The sequence below is a fragment of the Elusimicrobiota bacterium genome (genome assembly GCA_018816525.1).
Taxonomy (GTDB): Bacteria; Elusimicrobiota; Endomicrobiia; order CG1-02-37-114; family XYA2-FULL-39-19; genus OXYB2-FULL-48-7.
Genome location: JAHIVV010000070.1, coordinates 16,485 through 34,713 on the forward strand (window position 1 = coordinate 16,485; position 18,229 = coordinate 34,713).

Annotated in this window: 18 protein-coding genes; all 18 read right to left on the reverse strand. The window is 41.5% G+C overall.

All coding sequences use genetic code 11. The features are described from left to right. Window positions 1-34: 34 nt before the first annotated feature. Entirely contained in the window at window positions 35-925 is an 891-nt protein-coding gene (gene xerD / locus KKH91_06665) for a site-specific tyrosine recombinase XerD (protein ID MBU0952484.1), read from the reverse strand. Continuing rightward, window positions 922-1,548, reverse strand: a complete 627-nt coding sequence (locus KKH91_06670) for an MBL fold metallo-hydrolase (protein MBU0952485.1) — start codon at window positions 1,546-1,548, stop codon at window positions 922-924. Before KKH91_06670 ends, xerD begins: the two co-directional genes overlap by 4 nt. Then, the gene (recA, locus tag KKH91_06675; GenBank protein MBU0952486.1) at window positions 1,545-2,618 is read right to left on the reverse strand and encodes a recombinase RecA; all 1,074 of its coding nucleotides are present in this window, start codon (window positions 2,616-2,618) and stop codon (window positions 1,545-1,547) included. Before recA ends, KKH91_06670 begins: the two co-directional genes overlap by 4 nt. A 107-nt stretch (window positions 2,619-2,725) precedes the next feature. Continuing rightward, window positions 2,726-3,181 carry a phosphatidylglycerophosphatase A gene (locus KKH91_06680; GenBank protein MBU0952487.1) on the reverse strand — a complete coding sequence of 152 codons (456 nt, stop codon included), beginning with the start codon at window positions 3,179-3,181 and terminating at the stop codon, window positions 2,726-2,728. Further along, on the reverse strand, window positions 3,178-3,771 hold the full coding sequence (pgsA, locus tag KKH91_06685) for a CDP-diacylglycerol--glycerol-3-phosphate 3-phosphatidyltransferase (protein MBU0952488.1): 594 nt from the start codon (window positions 3,769-3,771) through the stop codon (window positions 3,178-3,180). Before pgsA ends, KKH91_06680 begins: the two co-directional genes overlap by 4 nt. Before the next feature lie 5 nt (window positions 3,772-3,776). Further along, a complete protein-coding gene (locus tag KKH91_06690) occupies window positions 3,777-4,478 on the reverse strand; it encodes an outer-membrane lipoprotein carrier protein LolA (protein MBU0952489.1) in 702 nt (233 codons plus the stop codon). Continuing rightward, window positions 4,475-6,694 (reverse strand): DNA translocase FtsK, encoded by a 2,220-nt coding sequence (locus KKH91_06695; protein MBU0952490.1) that lies wholly within the window; start codon window positions 6,692-6,694, stop codon window positions 4,475-4,477. The genes KKH91_06690 and KKH91_06695 overlap by 4 nt, the downstream gene beginning before the upstream one ends. Continuing rightward, a complete protein-coding gene (locus tag KKH91_06700; GenBank protein MBU0952491.1) occupies window positions 6,691-6,891 on the reverse strand; it encodes a winged helix-turn-helix domain-containing protein in 201 nt (66 codons plus the stop codon). Before KKH91_06700 ends, KKH91_06695 begins: the two co-directional genes overlap by 4 nt. Window positions 6,892-6,894: 3 nt before the next feature. Then, on the reverse strand, window positions 6,895-7,350 hold the full coding sequence (locus tag KKH91_06705) for an acetyl-CoA carboxylase, biotin carboxyl carrier protein (GenBank protein ID MBU0952492.1): 456 nt from the start codon (window positions 7,348-7,350) through the stop codon (window positions 6,895-6,897). Further along, window positions 7,347-9,407: a polyribonucleotide nucleotidyltransferase gene (locus tag KKH91_06710; protein ID MBU0952493.1), complete on the reverse strand. Its 2,061-nt coding sequence runs from the start codon at window positions 9,405-9,407 to the stop codon at window positions 7,347-7,349. Before KKH91_06710 ends, KKH91_06705 begins: the two co-directional genes overlap by 4 nt. 6 nt (window positions 9,408-9,413) lie before the next feature. Beyond that, the gene (gene rpsO, locus KKH91_06715) at window positions 9,414-9,647 is read right to left on the reverse strand and encodes a 30S ribosomal protein S15 (protein MBU0952494.1); all 234 of its coding nucleotides are present in this window, start codon (window positions 9,645-9,647) and stop codon (window positions 9,414-9,416) included. Between the two features lie 23 nt (window positions 9,648-9,670). After that, window positions 9,671-10,561, reverse strand: a complete 891-nt coding sequence (locus KKH91_06720; GenBank protein MBU0952495.1) for a bifunctional riboflavin kinase/FAD synthetase — start codon at window positions 10,559-10,561, stop codon at window positions 9,671-9,673. A gap of 1 nt (window position 10,562) precedes the next feature. Then, complete coding sequence (locus KKH91_06725) at window positions 10,563-11,546, reverse strand: bifunctional oligoribonuclease/PAP phosphatase NrnA (protein MBU0952496.1); 984 nt, start codon at window positions 11,544-11,546, stop codon at window positions 10,563-10,565. After that, the gene (gene rbfA / locus KKH91_06730; GenBank protein ID MBU0952497.1) at window positions 11,525-11,911 is read right to left on the reverse strand and encodes a 30S ribosome-binding factor RbfA; all 387 of its coding nucleotides are present in this window, start codon (window positions 11,909-11,911) and stop codon (window positions 11,525-11,527) included. The genes KKH91_06725 and rbfA overlap by 22 nt, the downstream gene beginning before the upstream one ends. Then, window positions 11,908-13,968, reverse strand: coding sequence for a translation initiation factor IF-2 (infB, locus tag KKH91_06735; GenBank protein MBU0952498.1), 2,061 nt, complete (start codon window positions 13,966-13,968; stop codon window positions 11,908-11,910). The genes rbfA and infB overlap by 4 nt, the downstream gene beginning before the upstream one ends. Further along, on the reverse strand, window positions 13,934-15,283 hold the full coding sequence (nusA, locus tag KKH91_06740; protein ID MBU0952499.1) for a transcription termination factor NusA: 1,350 nt from the start codon (window positions 15,281-15,283) through the stop codon (window positions 13,934-13,936). Before nusA ends, infB begins: the two co-directional genes overlap by 35 nt. Window positions 15,284-15,415: 132 nt before the next feature. Further along, a complete protein-coding gene (locus KKH91_06745) occupies window positions 15,416-17,140 on the reverse strand; it encodes a proline--tRNA ligase (GenBank protein ID MBU0952500.1) in 1,725 nt (574 codons plus the stop codon). Window positions 17,141-17,150: 10 nt separating this feature from the next. Then, window positions 17,151-18,212, reverse strand: coding sequence for a flavodoxin-dependent (E)-4-hydroxy-3-methylbut-2-enyl-diphosphate synthase (gene ispG, locus KKH91_06750; GenBank protein MBU0952501.1), 1,062 nt, complete (start codon window positions 18,210-18,212; stop codon window positions 17,151-17,153). Between the last annotated feature and the right edge of the window lie 17 nt (window positions 18,213-18,229).

The following is an 18,229-nucleotide window of genomic DNA, read 5'->3' on the forward strand; positions in this document are numbered from 1 at the left end:
TTGCTGTTCGGCTTTTTAAAATCATAAATAACTTCTATCCCCTTGGGTGGTACTTTTTATGGAGTTCCTTTAAATGTTCACGGTCAACATGGGTATAAATCTGCGTAGTAGAAATGCTTGAATGCCCCAACATTTCCTGTAAGGAACGCAAATCAGCCCCTCCTGTAAGCAAATGCGTTGCAAAAGCGTGCCTGATACTGTGCGGTGAAATTTTACGCGTAATCCCTGCGTTTAGCGCGTACTTCTTAATCTGCTCCCAAAACTCAATCCTGCTCAAACTCTTGCCCAACTTACTCACAAACATCGCTTTTGCCGCAGGATATTTCTTTTGCCTGAACTCAAGATATTTTTCAATAGAGTAAATCGCTCTTTTACTCACGGGAACAATCCGCTCTTTGCCCCCCTTGCCCGTAACCCGCACATACCCAACCTTCAAATCAATATCCCCCATCTGCAGACCTACCAGCTCCGAAACCCTTAGCCCGGATGCATAAAGCAGTTCAAACATCGCTTTATACCTCAGGTCCCGTTCGTTTTTATCAGGCATAGTATTAAGCAATTGTTTCATTTCATCGATACTCAACACCTGAGGTAGCCGTGAAGGAATTTTTGGCAGCCTTACGTTTATGGTAGGGTCTATGTTGATATGTTCGTCGATAATAAGAAATTTATAAAAATGCCGCAGTGATTCTATCAAACGGAAAATCGATTTTTCCCTTAAGGGCGCATCCTTTTCAAATTTCCTTTCCATTATGTAGCTGACAATATCATCCTGATGAACTTCAAATACGTGTTTTTTAATTGTCGCCAGGTGCTGGAGGAATATTTTCAAATCACTGCCATAGGCAAGAACGGTATTTTTAGCGAGGTTTTTTTCAACAGAAAGGTATTGCAGAAAGGATTCTAAAAGTTCCTGGTTTGTCATTTTAAATAAGGGTTATGCTTTAGTTCGCCGCCGATAGTGCATTGGTTATCATGCCCCGGGTAAATTTTATAATTCTCTGGAAGCACTTTCAGTTTTTCCAGAGAATTTCTCAAAACTTGTTCATCCCCACCGGGCAGGTCCCACCTGCCGACAAATTCGCAAAAAAGGGTATCTCCCGTGAACACAAAACCGTCCCCGATTATGCAGATACCGCCTTTTGTATGGCCCGGAGTATGAATTACTTTTAACTGGCTGCCTTCAAAATCAATAACACTGCCTTCTTCAAGGATAACATCAGCCGAAGGCGATTTTTCCGGCAATCCCAACAATCCAGATAGATTTTTTGACGGGTTGGTAAGGCAATCTGCATCAAGTTTATGAATATAGATAGGTACTTTATAGAGTTGCTTTATTTGAGAATTGGCGCCGATATGGTCGTAATGGCCGTGGGTATTTACTATTCCAACCGGGATGAGCTTACTGGCTTGAATCTCTTGGATTATTCTTTCCGGCTCATCGCCGGGGTCTATTACAAGGCACTGCTTTGATTTTTCATCTATCAACAAATAACAATTGGTCTGTATCGGGCCGACCGTGATAGATTTTATGAGCAGGCTGCTCATTTATGTTTCTTGGGGTTTTCTTTCCCCTGTTTTTCTTCTTTGGATTTTTCTTCCTTAGCTTCTTCTTTTGCGATACTTGAAGGAAACACCACTGCTTTTATCGCGGCTTCCAACTCATCGCAGATTGCGGGGTTTTCTTTAAGATAAATTTTTGCCTGGTCATAACCCTGTGCAATTTTTTCGCCTTTAAATATAATCCAGGAACCTGTTTTTTCCAGAACCTGGTTATCAAGGCCCATATCGATAAGGAACCCTTCGCGCGGAATTCCAAGGCCGAAGATTATTTCAAACTCCGCCTGCCGAAACGGCGGCGCAACTTTATTTTTAACAACTTTTACGCGGACTCTATTTCCTATTATTTCATCGCCCCTTTTGATCTTTTCTATTGAGCGGATGTCCAGGCGAATAGAGGAGTAAAACTTCAATGCCAGGCCTCCCGGAGTTGTTTCCGGGTTGCCGAACATTATGCCGATTTTATGCCTGATCTGGTTAATAAAAATCACGACTGCTTTTGATTTTGATATACAGGAAGTAAGTTTCCGCAATGCATGGGACATCAAGCGCGCCTGAAGCCCGATGGACGCCTGGCCCATTTCCCCTTCGATTTCAGCTTTTGGCACTAAAGCCGCAACAGAATCTATAACTATAACATCAACTGCGCCTGAACGGACTAAACGTTCCGTAATTTCAAGCGCCTGTTCTCCGGAATCCGGCTGGGAAATGTAAAGGTTCTCTACATCAAGCCCGAGATTTTTAGCATAAGTAGGGTCAAAAGCGTGTTCAGCGTCAATATAAGCCGATATACCGCCAAGCTTCTGCGCCTGGGCGGCTATAATCATTGCCAGCGTTGATTTTCCACCCGATTCCGGCCCGAATATTTCAACTACACGGCCTCTGGGAACTCCGCCTACACCTATTGCCACGTCTAAAGGAAGAGCGCCGGTTGGAATCACTTCTACCATCATTCTTGGCGACTTCTCGCCCAATTTCATTATTGCTTCTTTGCCGAAATCTTTCTCAATCTGCGTGATTGCAGATTCAAGTGCTTTTAATTTTTCGTCCTTAGCCATAACACACTCTCCCGTGTAGCGATCCCGTTTCCCCTTAAAGGAAAAAACGGGGCTATAAATTTTTATTACTTAAATTCTACCCTTTTAAACTCTTAAAGTCAAGAAATTTACTTCAGCCACGTTCTCAATAACACCTGTAAAATTATATTGCTGTAAATACCCGCCAAAACATCATCCGCTACAATTCCCCACCCGCCGTTAAGTTTCTGAATTTGCCTGATATAGAGAGGCTTAACAACATCAAAAAACCTGAAAAGAACAAAACCTATAACAAGAAACTCAACAGTTTTTGGAATAAACGCCATTGTTACCCAAAGCCCGGCTATCTCATCAATAACTATCCTGGGATTGTCCTCAGATTCATAAATCTTATCCGCTTCGGCTGAAATAAAAACTGCTGCAAAACCCAGTATTACCACAACCGTGCAATAGGCGTAAATATTTCGAGGCATAACCAGCAGGTACAATATAGACGCAAGAAGCGTTCCAAAAGTTCCCGGAGCTACGGGGCTATAGCCTGTACCGAGCCCAGAAGAAAGCGCAATTAATATTTTTTTTCTCATTTCTGCATGTCTAAAACAAGGATGTCGCGGTTTTTGTAAAGATAGGATATTCCTGAATAAATTGTCAGGGCAGTTACGTAAGCCATAATCCAAAACGGCGCATGTGAAAGAATTTCAGCCATAAAAGGATAGGTCATTAATACATGTTTCTTGAAAGAATTCAATATTAAAATTAAAAGAATAACAATGATACCTATAATCTGGGATGTTGTTTTAAATTTCCCTGTTTTATCTGCGGCTATAACCCTGTCATGCGAAAGAGCCAGCAACCTTAAACCGGTAATAATAAAATCCCGAGAAATAATAAACACCACCATCCAGGCAGGAATGTGCAATTCCTTCAGACTGACAAAGGAAATAAGCGCAGCAGAAATAATAAGTTTGTCAGCCAGCGGGTCAAGAAAAATACCGAATTTCGTTACAAGCTTGAACTTTCTTGCTAACATGCCGTCAAACGCATCGGTAAGCCCGGCAATAATGAAAATTACCAGTGCGAAAGCGCGGGTCCATGCGTTATCAACGAACATAAAGACCATAAAAAACGGGATGAGTAGAATGCGCAGTAAAGTAAACCTAGTAGCCAAATTTATTCTTTTCACTTAAATAACCTTAAAACCTCTGCGCCTGCCGGGATTTTGAAATCAAATTTATAGTTAGACACTTCAGGATTAATTTTATATGAAGTTATTTCCGTAGTTGCAGTAATATTTTCTGCTTCGAACCTGCTTTTCACAGGGAAATAATCTGTTTTTGAAATCCACAAATAAAACCTGAAATTACCGCCTAATTGCGGTTCAAGGGCAGTTTTGAGTTTCTTTTTCGGCATAAGCAGCAGGACATAATTTTTTTCATCTTCAGAATCAAGAGTAAAACCATATTGTTTCTTAAGGTCCGTTATCTTCCCCTTGGGGTTATAGAGCCCGGGAAGAAAATAGCCTATTCCCTTCCAGTTTTTCCATTTGTCGACAAAAACCTGATTGCCTTCGATGTTATAAAACCATAACTTATCGCCGTTTGAAACAATGATCTGTTTTGCCCGGTCATTGGCAGTGGAAGTGAAAGTCTGGTAATATATTTTATCCGGGCTTTTAAAAAATAACTGTCCTGAAAAAACATTTTTTTCGTTTACGATTTTGAGGTCCATTTCCTGGGAAAATTCTATCTGGATTGATTTAAGATTGGCTTCATTTTCCGCCATTTTAGCGGTAATAGTATCCAAAACAGGTTTTTGCCAGGCAGCGTTCACCACGGATAATGCGGCACTAAACAAAAATAATATAACTAATAACTTTTTCATTTGTCGCTGGTAAAATACTCTTCTATTTTATCAAAATTAATCTGCCATTTGTTTGTGCCTTCGGGCTTGAAAATAAACCCGTTCATCTCGAGCCGGCTCAAGATATCTGTAGCGCGGGCAGAAGATCCGAAGTGCGCTTTCAATAAATCCTGCGACACTCTTTTTCTTTCCTGCACCAATTTTAAAGCTTCTTTTATATAATCTTCAAGTTTTTCATCTTTCGCGCCGGCTCCTTCAGTTTCTTTTTTAATAATTTCATCATAGGAAGGCCGCAGGCCCTGTTTCTTGATAAATGTAACTATGGACTCAACTTCATTTTCAGAAACATAGGAACCCTGGATACGCTCCGGTTTCGGGGCGCCGGTGGGAAGAAAAAGCATATCCCCCCTGCCCAACAACTCTTCCGCTCCCATGCTGTCTAAAATAACTCTTGAATCAACTTTTGAAAGAACCTGGAATGCAATCCTGGAAGACAAATTTGCTTTTATAACACCGGTAATAACATCAACGGAAGGGCGCTGCGTGGCAAGCAATACGTGAATACCCACGGCACGTGCCATTTGCGCCAGGCGCTGGATATTATCTTCAACTTCTTTTGCCATCATAAGCATAAGGTCAGCAAGTTCGTCAATAATAACAACAATGTAAAACTCTTTTACTTCATTATTTTTCTTGGCGTATTCATTATAACCGTCTATGTTTCTTACATTAGCCTTGGCGAATTTTTCGTACCTTTGTTCCATAATCCTGACTAGGGAACTTAAAGCTTTAGCCGCGTGTTTCGGGTTTGTTATTACCTGCGCTTTATCTGGAGACACTGTAGGGTCATATATATGCGGTAATCCGTTATAAGCCGACAGTTCAAGGCGTTTCGGGTCTATTAACATGAATTTTACTTCATCCGGACGCGCTTTATACAGAATAGAAGTGAGGATTGAATGTATGCAAATGCTTTTACCCGAACCTGTAGCGCCTGCAATCAATAAATGAGGCATTGGTATGATATCTGCCACAACAGGCCTTCCGTCGGAAGTTTTTCCCAAACCTATACTTAATTTTGAACCTGCGGACTGAAATTCATTGGAATCAAATATTTCCCTTATGCCGATTATCCTTCCTTTAGGATTAGGAATCTCTACTCCTACTGCGCCTTTTCCCGGCACGGGAACAACCATCCTTATACTTGGCACTCTCATTGCCATTGCCAAATCATTATTTAAAATTGTTATTTGCTGGATTTTTACACCCGTATCCGGTGTCAGGTCAAAACGTGTTACTGTCGGGCCGGGGACTATATCATTTACTTTTGCCAAAACGCCAAAACTTGCAAGGGTCTGCTCCAGTATGGCGGCTTTCTGGATCAGTACTTCATGTTTATATTCCTGGTCGATCTGAGGCGTAGTTGCAAGTAAGTCTAATGGAGGAAGTTTGTAAGCCTCAATTTGTTTTTGATCGACTGCCGCCGCGGCAGGAGATTTATCCAATGCGGCTTTTTCAACTTTTGGCTTTTCATTTTTTTCCCTTCTTGTTGTTTCTTGAGGCGCTAAAGTTGATTTTGGTTGTTCTATTATTCTGGGCGCAACGCGGGGTATTTGAGACGTCGCTTCAGGCTGAACTAATCTTTTCGGCGAAACAACCACTCTTTCGGATTTCGTTTTTTTAACTTTTTCCTTGGTTGACTGCCATTCCTTTAGATCGGCGCCTATGCTTTTGAATATATACCTAAAAACTTCCAGTAATGAAATATTGAAAAATACAGATAAAGTGTAAATGAATACAATCGAAAGAACAACTGTAGCACCGGCCGGCCCGAACAATCTCATAAAAAAATCTCGAATTATTACTCCTGTCCTCCCGCCATAATTAGTGTTTTGAAAAAAACCGATCATGGACAATAAAGCACAGGAGGCAAGAAAAATGGCAAAACCCACAACAAGACGCAGGGCTTTGATTTTTTTAAACTTAAAAAGCTCAATGAAAAAAACAATTAGAAATACGGCCAACACTATGGCTGCTTTTCCGAAGAGAAAACCAAGCTGCTTGGCAAACCACTTGCCGGTAATACCTGATTGTTCAGGCATTACCACGCAATAAAGCATGGCAACACCCAGCACGAGCAGGTTTATTGCTTTTAAAACACTGGATTTATTATTCTTGGTTTTTGCTTTTACCTGGAAGATGCTGTTTTGAATTTTGCTGCGGTAGCGTTTGTTCATTTTGCCAGAGAGATGAAATATATTTCGTTTTCCTGGGATATTCTTATTTTGTTCTCGCGCGCAAGCCAGCCGACAGCCATGAAAAGCATTGAATTATTAAGTTTCAGGTCGAACTTCAATTTGAGCACGTCAACTTTTTCATGGCTGGCAAGGTAATGCCATATTTTTCCAGCTTGTATACCGATAGTTTCTTCCATAGTTTACCCCAATACAAAAAGATCCTGGCCTGAATTTACGGATTTGCCGTTTTCAACTAATATTTTGACTATTTTGCATCTCTTTTCTGATTTGATTTCATTCATAACCTTCATAGCCTCTATGATGCAAAGAGTAGCGCCGGGATCAACCACATCGCCTTCTTTAACATAAGTAGGAGATGTCGGCGAAGGAGCGCGGTAAAAAACCCCATTTAAAGGCGATTTTATAGTCTGGTCATAAACTGGCTCAGCCGACGATGCTGGTACTGCAGGCGCCTGCGGTGTTTCGGATATTTGGACCGTTTCAACCTGCTGGACTACGGTTTTTATCTTTTTTCCCGGCCTTTTAATCCTAACATAGAAATCCTTGTCCTTGAATTCAATTTCTTCCAACCTTTCCTGCAAGGCCAGCTGATAAAGAGTTTCAATCATTTCTTTTTTAGGATCAGTGTTTTTCATTTTTTCAATGCCGCCTTTCTTGATAATACAAGCCTGCCCTGGTTATCTATCTCAAGGGCTTTGATTATCATTTCATCCCCTTCTTTGCAAATATCAGTGACCTTATTTACACGATGTTCGTCAAGCTGGGAGATGTGAACCAGGCCTTCTTTTCCTGGAATTACTTCCACAAAAGCGCCGAAATCCATTATTTTTACTACTTTGCCTTTATAGATTTTCCCGATTTCCACTTCCGCCGTCAAAGCTTCAACTCTCTGGCGGGCAAGGTCGATTCCTTTTTCATCGGTGCTGGAAATAAACACTCTGCCGTCGTCTTCTATATCAATCTGGGTCCCTGTTTCTTCAAGTATCTGCCTGATATTTTTCCCGCCGGGGCCGATAAGGCCGCCGATTTTTGACTGAGGAATCTGCAATATCAGCATGCGAGGCGCATAAGCGGATAGGTTTGACCTTGGAGCATCCAGCTCTTTGTTCATAATCTCAAGAATTTTTGTCCTGGCTCCGGCTGAGCGTTCAAGAGCTTCAGCAAGAATACTGGTTTCAACTCCTGCTAATTTGAGATCCAGCTGAATAGCGGTTATGCCGTTTTTTGTACCGGCAACTTTGAAATCCATGTCGCCGATATGGTCTTCGAGGCCCTGAATATCAGTTAAAAGCAGGTACTTATCGCCTTCGGTTATTAAACCTATAGATACGCCTGCGACTGCTGATTTCATAGGCACTCCTGCATCAAAAAGCGCAAGGGAGCCGCTGCAAACCGAGGCCATTGAAGAAGAACCGTTTGATTCAAGAATATCCGAAACAACTCTGATTGTGTAAGGAAAATCTGTATCGTTTGGGAGAATGGGGTAAAGCGCGCGTTTTGCAAGAGCTCCATGGCCAATATCTCTGCGCGATGGGCCGCGGTCCATTTTAGTTTCCCCAGTAGCAAAACCCGGGAAATTGTAGTGGAGTAAAAATCTTTCTTTAAATTCTCCTTCAAGTTCTTCCATTATCTGCATATCTGAAGGCGTTCCCAAAGTTACTGTAGCAAGTGCTTGGGTCTGGCCCCTGGTAAATAGAGCCGAACCATGAAGTCTTGGAAGAAAGCTTACCAGACAGGAGATGTCCCTGATTTGTTCAGTACTCCTTCCGTCCGGGCGTTTTTTCGTGGCCATTATGAAGGTTCTGATTTCGTCCCTGTAAATCCGTTCGAACACGACTTTTATCTGGGCCGCCATTTCTGGCTCACTGCCGAATTTTTTCTTTAAACCTTCAAGCGCCTGTTTGTATATTTCTTCGAATTTTACAAAATCTTTTATTTTGTCTTTGACTATATTTTTTACGTCGCTGCAAAGTTCCTGGTTTGGCTGTGCGGGCTTAAGGGTTTTCTTTGGCTTGCCCTCTGACTTTTGAAGGTCTTTCTGCAAGTCGCAAAGCTGCTTAAGTACAGGTTTTGCCGCTTCCAGGGCATCGATAATAACTTTTTCAGAAACTTCCTTGGCTCCCATCTCAAGCATCAGGACTTTTTCGCCTGTTCCCGAAATTACCAGATCGAGAGAACTCTTAGTCTGTTCTTCGTAAGTCGGGTTGAAAATGTACTGCCCGTCGATCATGCCGACTTTTACACAGGCAATAGGTCCGTCAAACGGAATATCTGAGATCATAAGGGCAGTTGAAGCGCCTATAACCGATATTACATCGGTATCATTCATGGTGTCGCTGGACAGGACTATGACCGTTACCTGCAGTTCATTCTGGAATCCCAAAGGAAAAATAGAACGGATAGACCTGTCTATTAAACGGCAGGCCAATGTTTCTTTTTCGCGCGGGCGCCCTTCTCTTTTGAAAAAACCTCCGGGGATTTTGCCTCCGGCGTAGGTTCTTTCACGGTAATCTACCGTTAAAGGGACAAAATCACCCTGCCTGTCAAACGGTAATTCTCTTTCGCTCATTACCGCCGTTACAAGCACAGTGGTTTCTCCCATCTTTGCTATTACCGCACCGTCAGACTGTTTTGCAACAGTACCAGTTTCTAAAGTTACTTTTTTACCGCCGATTTCAATTTCTTTTTTCATTAGCTTTTATCCAATTCCTAGTTTTCCGGTAAGTTCTTTATACTGTGCCGGGTTTGATTTTTTTAAATAATTCATTAATCTTCTTCTCTGCCCGATTAATTTCAGGAACCCTCTGCGGGACGTGTAATCTTTCGGGCTCTTTTTAAAATGTTCATTCAGTTCCGTGATCCTTTCTGAAAGCACTGCAATCTGCACGGCTGACGAACCTGTATCCGTTTTATGCGTTTTGTACTTCTCCATTACGTTTTTTTTAGTTTCTTTTTTTAACACTTTTCTTCCTCCTTTAAAAGTTTTTTGATATCCTTTTTAATTTGTTTTTTTAACTCTTCCAAATCCTTAAATTTTTTCTCGTCCCGAAGTTTATCCGTAAAATAAAACCTTAAAATATCACCGGGCTTAAATGAAGCTTTAAAATTAATTACGTGAACTTCAAACCTGATTTCATGTTTATCTGTTACTGTCGGGTTATAACCTATATTCGCTGCAGCAGCATGCGGTTTTCCATCAATTAAAACATAACCCGCAAAAACACCCATTGGAAGCAGTTTATTGTTCTGTGTTTCAATATTCGCAGTAGGAAACCCCAGTTTTGCACCTATTCCGCCGCCTTTAACTATTTTGCCATCTGTCGAATAATGGCCGCAAAGCAACTCATTGGCAAATTTAATATTGCCCCGGGAAATACATTCCCTGATATACGAAGACGATACGATGATTTTTTTTCCTGTTTTTCTGTCAGTTACGGCAACCGGCCCTACAGAGATAAGGTTATAGCCATATTTTTTTGCAAGCTTCCCGAGCAGCGGCTTATCGCCTTGCCTGTCTTTCCCGAACTTAAAATCGTAGCCCGTTATTAATTTGCCCATATTATGTTTTTTTACCAAATACTTTTCAACAAAACTTTCAGCTGACATGTCTGCGAATTTCTGCGTAAATTCAACTACATCTATTTCGTCAAGTTTAAAGAGTTTTAAGAGTTTAAGTTTCTCATTTATAGGCGTTAACAACATATTTTTTTTTGTGTGCCTGTCAAAAGTAAGCAAAACTGCCTTAAAACCACTTCTTCTCGCTTCGTCAATCGCAGTTGCAATCAGTTTCCTATGTCCCAGGTGGACACCGTCAAAGAAACCGATCGTTATTACTGATTTCTTCATATCATCTTGCAGCTGCTTTAAGCGAAGGCAGAACTTTCTTTATAACTTCTTGTATCGCGCCTTTAACTTCAAAACCTGAAGCATGAAAATGCCCGCCGCCGCCATATTTTCTTGCAACAGCATTCACATCAGCTTTATCGAAAGACCTAAGGCTTATCTTAACCGATTTTTTTTTACCTAATACTTCGCGGAAAAGCCCGAATACTTTTGTCCCGGCAACCTTGCCAGCGTAATTAATTATTTCTTCGGAATCCATGGGCGAAGAATTCGTTTTTTTATACATTGTACAGGTAATTTTCATATAAGAAACATTCCCGTCAATTTCCAAAGTGCCCAAAGCGCTTCCCAAAAGTTTCAGGTTAGCGCCGGTTTTAGCGGCATAAACATTCCGGTAAACCTGAACCGGGTCTACCCCTAGCCTAAATAAATCAGCGGCTGTTTCAAGAGCTTCCGGAGTTGTGTTTGCCTGCTGGAAACGGCCAGTGTCTGTGATAATTCCGGTATATAAGCAAACTGCTTCTTTTTTTGAAGGAACGTAGGAAGCGCATTTCATAATAAAGTAAATAAGTTCGCAGCAGGAAGAAACTTTCGGGTCTATCAGAGAACAATCGCTTTTCAGCGTCTTTTTAACAGGTTCCGGGTGATGATCTATATTGACCATTTTACCAAAATTCACATCATTCACAAAGCTGCCGACTCTGGTAACATCCGGGCATTCCAGCAATACCCCTACGTCATAACTTCTGTTTTTGGTTATTTTGCTGAGAATCCTCTTTATTCCCGAAAGAAAATTAAATTCTTTGGGAATCGGGTCGGTGCTGATAATGTCAACCTTTTTGCCTTTTTTCCTGAGCCAGGAAGCTAAAGCCAGCTCCGAGCCGACCGTATCGCCGTCAGGGTGTATATGCCCTGAAATTAAAAATGTCCGGTTGTTTTCAAATATCTTGATTATCTTATCTGCAATTACTTTTTTTTCTTCTTGCATTTTTCTTCGGTTTGCGTTTCTCTTTCAATTACGTTTAAGATTTCGTATACTTTGGACGCTTTTTCTACGGTCTCGTCAAAACCAAACCTTATTTCAGGCACCTTGCGCATTATCACTTCCTCTCCTACGCGCCTGCGGACATATTTTGTCGCATTGGTAAGTATCCTGGTTGAAAGTTCTTTCTCTTTTTTGTCGCCAAGCACCGAGTAAAACACTTTGGCAAAGGACAAATCATCAGTAAGTTCTACGCCTGCTATAGTTACAAACCCCAAACGGGGGTCCCTGATTTCTTCCGTTACTATTCTTGAAATTTCTCTCTGTATTAATTTTCCTAATCTGTCTGCGCGTTTATATTGCTGGTTCATTCCTGGCTTAATTCCTGTTTTACTTTTTCCTGAACATAAAATTCAAAAATGTCGCCCACTTTTATATTGTTGTAATTTTCAAGAAAAACACCGCACTCGTAACCTTTTTCAACTTCCTTGACGTCATCCTTGAACCTTTTCAAGGAATTCATGTTGCCGTCCCAAATAATCACGTTATCCCTTAAAACCCTTATTCTTGCAATTCTCTGGGCTTTTCCGTCGGTTACCATACATCCGGCTACCGTGCCCACTTTGCTGACAACAAATGTTTTTCTAACTTCAGCATGGCCGGCAACAACTTCTTTTATCTTGGCTTCAAGCAGGCCGGAAAGGGCTTTCTTTATGTCGCTGATAAGCTCATAAATAATCCTATAAATCCTTATATCGATACCTTCTTTTTCTGCAAAGGCTTCTGCTTTCGGGTCAGGGCGGATATTAAAACCAATAATTATCGCATCCGAAGCAATAGCCAGATTAACATCAGACTCATTTATAGCGCCGACGCCCATGTGAACAATATTTATTTCTACCGATTCATGAGTTATCCTGGCCAAGGCATCGCGTATGGCCTCGTATGAGCCGTGCACATCAGTTTTTAAAATTATGTTAAGCTGTTTTATTTTTTTTGTAGCCAGGTCTTCCAGGGTAACTTTTTTCTGAGTGCCGCTCTTGCCCCTTGTAACCATGTTCTGTCTTTTTTCAGCTATCTCCTTAGCAAGGCGCTCGTCCTTAACAACGACAAATTTATCTCCGGTCTGAGGCAAACTGCTGAAACCCAGTATTTCAACCGGCGTACTAGGGCCTACTTTTTGAATCCTGCTTCCAAATTCATTTATCATAGCCCTTACTTTTCCGGATGTCATGCCTGAAACAAAAGCGTCCCCAACTGAAAGCGTCCCGCCCTGTACAAGCACTGTCGCGATCGGTCCCCGTTGAGGATTCAATTGAGATTCGATGATTATTCCCTGGGCAGGCTTGTTCGGGTTTGCTTTTAACTCCATCAGTTCGGCCTTAAAAAGAATGGTCTCAATTAGTTTGTCAATATTTATATTATTCCTTGCAGATATTTCTACAGTCATGGTGTCGCCGCCCCAATCATCCGGGACGAGATTATGCTGCGCCAACTGCTGCTTAATTATCTGCGGATTTGCTTTTGCCAGGTCTATTTTGTTTACAGCCACAATTATCGGCACGCTGGCTGAACGCGCGTGGTCAATAGCTTCGATAGTCTGGGGCATTATACCGTCATCTGCAGCTACTACAAGGACCACAATGTCCGTTATTTTTGTACCGTGAGCCCTCATGGCAGTGAAAGCTTCGTGGCCGGGAGTATCAAGGAAAACTATATCACCTTTCGGGTTATGTACTCTGTAAGCGCCGATATGCTGTGTAATTCCGCCATGTTCTTTTTCAGTCACTTTTGTTTTGCGTATAGTGTCAAGCAATGTTGTCTTTCCGTGGTCTACATGTCCCATAACCGTAACAATAGGAGCCCTGGGATTTAATTTTGCAGGATCCTCTTTTACGTCGACTGAATCCTCCGAGTATAACGGAACAAATTCCGTATCATAACCAAATTCGTTTGCCAGGATAGTTGCAATATCCTGGTCAAGCTTCTGGTTTATTGTAGCCATTATTTTAAGCGACATTAATTTCTTTATTAATTCGGAAGCCGGTTTAGCTATTTTTTCGGCAATTTCTCTTACAGTAGTGAGTTCGTTAATTTTTATTTTTGGAAGAATGGGTTTGGGCACAGGTTTCACCGGAACAACAACCGGTTTTGGCACAACCGCAACTGGCTGCTCAACAACTGCCGGTTTTGGTGGAGCCTGTGGTATTTCTTTTTTGACAACTTTTTCAGTTTCTTTTTTTTCTTCTTTCTTTTCCGGAGAGCGTTGTTCAACAGGAGTTGCTTTTTTTGGCCTGCCGCGTTTTTTAAGAGGTTCAGGCGCAACCGCAGGAACCTTTTTTGCAGGCTTCTTTTCGCTGGGTGCCTTTTTTGGCTCTTTTGGAAGCTTTTCTTTACTCGTCTTTGTTTTTTTCTTTTCTACTGTCATTTGCCTTCTCTTTTGGTTTGGTATCTTCTTTATTTTCAACTACAGGGGCTTCCTGTTTTTTTTCAAGAAACTCTTTAGCTGAATCAATTATCTTCTGAGCAGTTTTTTCGCCTACACCCTGCAAGACGGTAAAATCTTCAACTTTTGCTTTTGCTATTCTGTCTATCTGGGTCCAGCCTGTCTTTAATAATACATCAGCAAGCTTTTTGCCGACGCCGGGTAATTTGCTCAATTCCTCAACAGTAATGGTCGCTTTTTCCTGGGCAGCTGCCTTTTTCTGGCTTTCAGAGCGTACATCTATTCTCCAGCCGGTAAGTTTACAGACAAGGTTTACATTTGCGCCTCTTTTGCCTATAGCCAAAGAAAGCATATCGTCTTTAACGATTACTTCCGCTTTTTTGTGTTCTTTGTCGGTTACATTGACAAACAGCACTTTGGCCGGAGAAAAAGCCGATGCAATAAAAGCCTGAGAGTCGTTGGAATAAAGCACGAGGTCAATTCTTTCACCCCTTAGTTCGTCAATAATCGGTTTCACTCTTGAACCTTTTATTCCCACACATGCGCCGACAGGGTCAACTTTCAGGTTGTTTGATTTTACTACTATTTTTGACCGCAACCCCGGTTCCCGGGCTACTGCGACTATCTCAACTACTTTTTCATATATTTCAGGGACTTCATTTTCAAAAAGCCTTTTTACAAGTTCTGGGCGGTTTCTCGAAAGAAGAATTCTGGGCCCGCGCGGGCTCTTTTCCACGGCTACAATCATAATCTTCATGTGCTCGCCGACTCTGAATCTTTCGGTCTGGACCTGTTCCCTCACGGGAAGTATGCCTTCGGATTTTCCGATTTCAATAATTATGTTATTGTCTACGATTTTATAAACTACTCCGCTTATTATGCTTCCTTCCTTGGCCTTGAATTCATCATACAGGCTGGCGCGTTCCGATTCGCGTATTTTTTGGATAATAACCTGTTTGGCTGTCTGGGCGGCAATTCTTGAAAATTCCTGCGTGTCAAGAGGGATCCTGACTTCCTCATCCAGCTTTATATCAGGATTAATTTTTTTTGCGTCCGAGAGAGAAATTTCCTGATTTGGGTTCGTTGTCGCAGCTACAACTTTTTTTACAACATTAGCCTTAACGAGGGCAGTTTCCTGGTCAACGCTTGCTTCGACGTTGACATCCCTGCCTACATGTTTTTTATAAGCGGAAACAAGCGCCCCTTCTATTACTTTGAGAATTTCTTCTTTTTTAATGCCTTTTTCTTTTTCTATCTGTTCCAGTACCGGCAACAGTTCACCTTTTGATTCTGACATGATTGCTCCTAATGTGGATTAATTGGGTTCATATAAGCGAATAAAGCATAAAAAAAGTGGCATGCATATCAGCCACTTTTTAATATTCAGTGACATTCAGATAAATAATGATACTATATATTTAAAAGAATATCAATAGAAGCTTGAAGATTTGATTTTAGCCATAATTTCATTGAGTGGTATAAGCTCGGAAGTTTTTCCGGTACGCAATTTAAACTCGATTTTATCGGGCAGGTTGCGGGCACCTATAGTTATCCTTACAGGAATTCCTATAAGATCGGCATCTTTAAATTTGACCCCGGCGCGCTCATCTCTGTCATCCAAAAGCACCTCATAGCCTTCATCTGCAAGTTGTTTATATATTTTATCGGTTGCTTCCTTAGTTGCTGCTTCCTTATAATCAATGGGTACCAGGATAACCTGAAACGGGGCTATATTTGCAGGCCAAATAATGCCGTTTTCATCGTTCATCTGTTCAATGCAGGCGGCTACTATTCTTGAAACACCTATACCATAACAACCCATAATAAACAATTGCTCTTTGCCCTGGGCATCCAGGAAATTTGCCTTCATTGATTTTGAGTATTTCGTGCCAAGTTTAAAGGTATGTCCTACTTCAATCCCGCGGGAAAAATCGATTTTTAATTTCTTGCAGCGGGGACAGCTGTCGCCTTTGGCTGCTTTTCTTAAATCGTAGAAACGTTCAGGCTGAAAGTCCCTCTTTAAATTGACATTTTTGAAATGAAAATCCTTTTTATTTGCCCCCACAACGGAATTAACCATGCATTCTACCGAATAGTCTGCCACAATTTGAAATTTCTCCGCGGCGGAGTTTGAAATTGGAAGGTTAACCGGACCAGAAAAACCTACCTGGGCGCCGGTGACTTTTTCTACTGTTGCCGGGTCGGCTAAAAATAATTCAGAACAGCCAATGTGTTCCTTTACTTTATTTTCGTTTATTTCATAATCACCGCGTATTAAAACCATTACCGGTTTTTTATCTGCCAGATAGATTATACTCTTAATAAAGTTTTGTGGAGAGGTTTTAAAAAAGCTGGCAACATCATCAATAGTCTTCATATTGGGCGTGTGGACTTCTTCTAGAGAGAATGGGACTGATGACTGGGCTGCATCGTCCGATTTTGCGCATTCCGCTTTTTCAAGGTTTGCGGCATATCCGCACTCGCACCAGGCAATCTCTTCTTCACCGGTTTCCGCAAGAACCATAAATTCGTGGGAGAAACTCCCCCCTATGGCTCCTGATGTTGCTTCAACTGCACGGAATTTAAACCCGCATCTCCTGCAGATTTTATTATAGGCTTCAAAAGCTTCCTGATAATATTTTTCAGCATCCGTTTCGTCCGCATGGAAGGAATACGCATCCTTCATATAAAATTCCCTGGCGCGCATAACTCCGAAACGCGGGCGGATTTCATCCCTGAATTTCACGCCAAACTGGTAAAACATCGCGGGGAGTTGTTTATAGGAACGAATTTCCTTGCGTACAATATCCGTAATTACTTCTTCGTGCGTAGGCCCTAAACAAAACTCCGAATCCTTTCTGTCTTTCAAACGAAAAAGCTCCTTGCCATAAATGTTCCACCTGCCGGTTTCTTCCCACAATTCTTTCGGCATAAGCAAAGGCAGCCAAACTTCTTGTCCGCCGATTGCATTCATCTCCTCGCGGACAATCTGTTCAACTTTTTTTAAAGTTCTCAAACCGATAGGCAGCCATTCGTAGATACCGCTGGAAAGCTTGCGAATCATTCCTGATCGCAGCATTAATTTGCTTGAAATCGTATCTGCTTCAGATGGAACTTCCCTCAATGTCGGTAAAAAGAGTTTTGATAGTTTCATTTATTAGTCCTCATACTAAATTTTGTAGTTCTTTAATTAGTGTACTTACCCAATTTTCTGGTTTGACTTTTTTTATGGCTTTTCCATTTTTAAAAAGCAGTCCGGTATTTTTCCCGCCGGCAATACCTATATCAGCGTGTTTTGCTTCGCCGGGCCCGTTGACTTCACAACCCATAATAGCAACTTTCAGCGGAGCCCGTCCATTTTTGCAGGGCGGGGATAATTTCGAAAACTCTTTTTCAAAACTTCTAACAACTTTAATAAGATTTATTTTACAGCGGGCGCAGGTTGGGCAGGATATAAGGTCAATACCGTAATTGCGCAGGTTTAAAGTCTGCAAGATCTGGAAAGCCACTTTGACTTCTTCAACAGGATCCCCCGTAAGCGAAACCCGGATTGTGTCGCCGATATTTTCGTAAAGCAAAATACCTATCCCCAATGACGATTTAACGGTACCAACCCCCGGAGGGCCTGATTCAGTCAGGCCTAAATGCAAAGGATAATTTGTTTTTTCGGCAAGCGCCTTATAAGATGCAATTGTAGTGAGAACATCGCTTGATTTTAAGGAGAGCACAATATCCCTAAAATCCCAATCTTCAAACATTTTTACATAATCAAGCGCAGTTGTTACCATATCATCAGTTAGAACACCGGTAATCCTCTTTACTGAACCTGAATTTATTCCTATCCTGACGGGAATACCTGCATTTTTGGCTGCAGAAACAACCTGTTTCGTTTTTCCATTTGAACCGATATTGCCCGGGTTTATACGTATTTTATCTGCACCCTGATTGACAGCCTCAAGAGCAAGTTTATAATCGAAATGGATATCCGCAACCAGGGGAATATTAATATTTTTCTTGATTTTTTTGATAGCCCTTGCTGATTCAAGATCAGGCACAGCAACGCGCGCTATTTCACACCCTGCTTTTTCCAATCTTTTTATCTGATTCACAGTAGAACGGACATCGCGGGTATCAGTATTAGCCATTGATTGCACAGCAACCGGCAGACCGCCGCCGATCGTAACACAGCCTATTTTTACTTTTTTGGTATTTTTATGTTTAAACATTTTTCCGTTTGCTAATA

Coding starts and splice junctions, on each gene's coding strand:
- xerD (MBU0952484.1), bottom strand. CDS start 925: ATGACAAACCAGGAACTTTTAGAATCCTTTCTGCAATACCTTTCTGTT.
- KKH91_06670 (MBU0952485.1), bottom strand. CDS start 1,548: ATGAGCAGCCTGCTCATAAAATCTATCACGGTCGGCCCGATACAGACC.
- recA (MBU0952486.1), bottom strand. CDS start 2,618: ATGGCTAAGGACGAAAAATTAAAAGCACTTGAATCTGCAATCACGCAG.
- KKH91_06680 (MBU0952487.1), bottom strand. CDS start 3,181: ATGAGAAAAAAAATATTAATTGCGCTTTCTTCTGGGCTCGGTACAGGC.
- KKH91_06690 (MBU0952489.1), bottom strand. CDS start 4,478: ATGAAAAAGTTATTAGTTATATTATTTTTGTTTAGTGCCGCATTATCC.
- KKH91_06695 (MBU0952490.1), bottom strand. CDS start 6,694: ATGAACAAACGCTACCGCAGCAAAATTCAAAACAGCATCTTCCAGGTA.
- KKH91_06700 (MBU0952491.1), bottom strand. CDS start 6,891: ATGGAAGAAACTATCGGTATACAAGCTGGAAAAATATGGCATTACCTT.
- KKH91_06705 (MBU0952492.1), bottom strand. CDS start 7,350: ATGAAAAACACTGATCCTAAAAAAGAAATGATTGAAACTCTTTATCAG.
- KKH91_06710 (MBU0952493.1), bottom strand. CDS start 9,407: ATGAAAAAAGAAATTGAAATCGGCGGTAAAAAAGTAACTTTAGAAACT.
- rpsO (MBU0952494.1), bottom strand. CDS start 9,647: ATGGAGAAGTACAAAACGCATAAAACGGATACAGGTTCGTCAGCCGTG.
- KKH91_06720 (MBU0952495.1), bottom strand. CDS start 10,561: ATGAAGAAATCAGTAATAACGATCGGTTTCTTTGACGGTGTCCACCTG.
- KKH91_06725 (MBU0952496.1), bottom strand. CDS start 11,546: ATGCAAGAAGAAAAAAAAGTAATTGCAGATAAGATAATCAAGATATTT.
- rbfA (MBU0952497.1), bottom strand. CDS start 11,911: ATGAACCAGCAATATAAACGCGCAGACAGATTAGGAAAATTAATACAG.
- infB (MBU0952498.1), bottom strand. CDS start 13,968: ATGACAGTAGAAAAGAAAAAAACAAAGACGAGTAAAGAAAAGCTTCCA.
- nusA (MBU0952499.1), bottom strand. CDS start 15,283: ATGTCAGAATCAAAAGGTGAACTGTTGCCGGTACTGGAACAGATAGAA.
- KKH91_06745 (MBU0952500.1), bottom strand. CDS start 17,140: ATGAAACTATCAAAACTCTTTTTACCGACATTGAGGGAAGTTCCATCT.
- ispG (MBU0952501.1), bottom strand. CDS start 18,212: ATGTTTAAACATAAAAATACCAAAAAAGTAAAAATAGGCTGTGTTACG.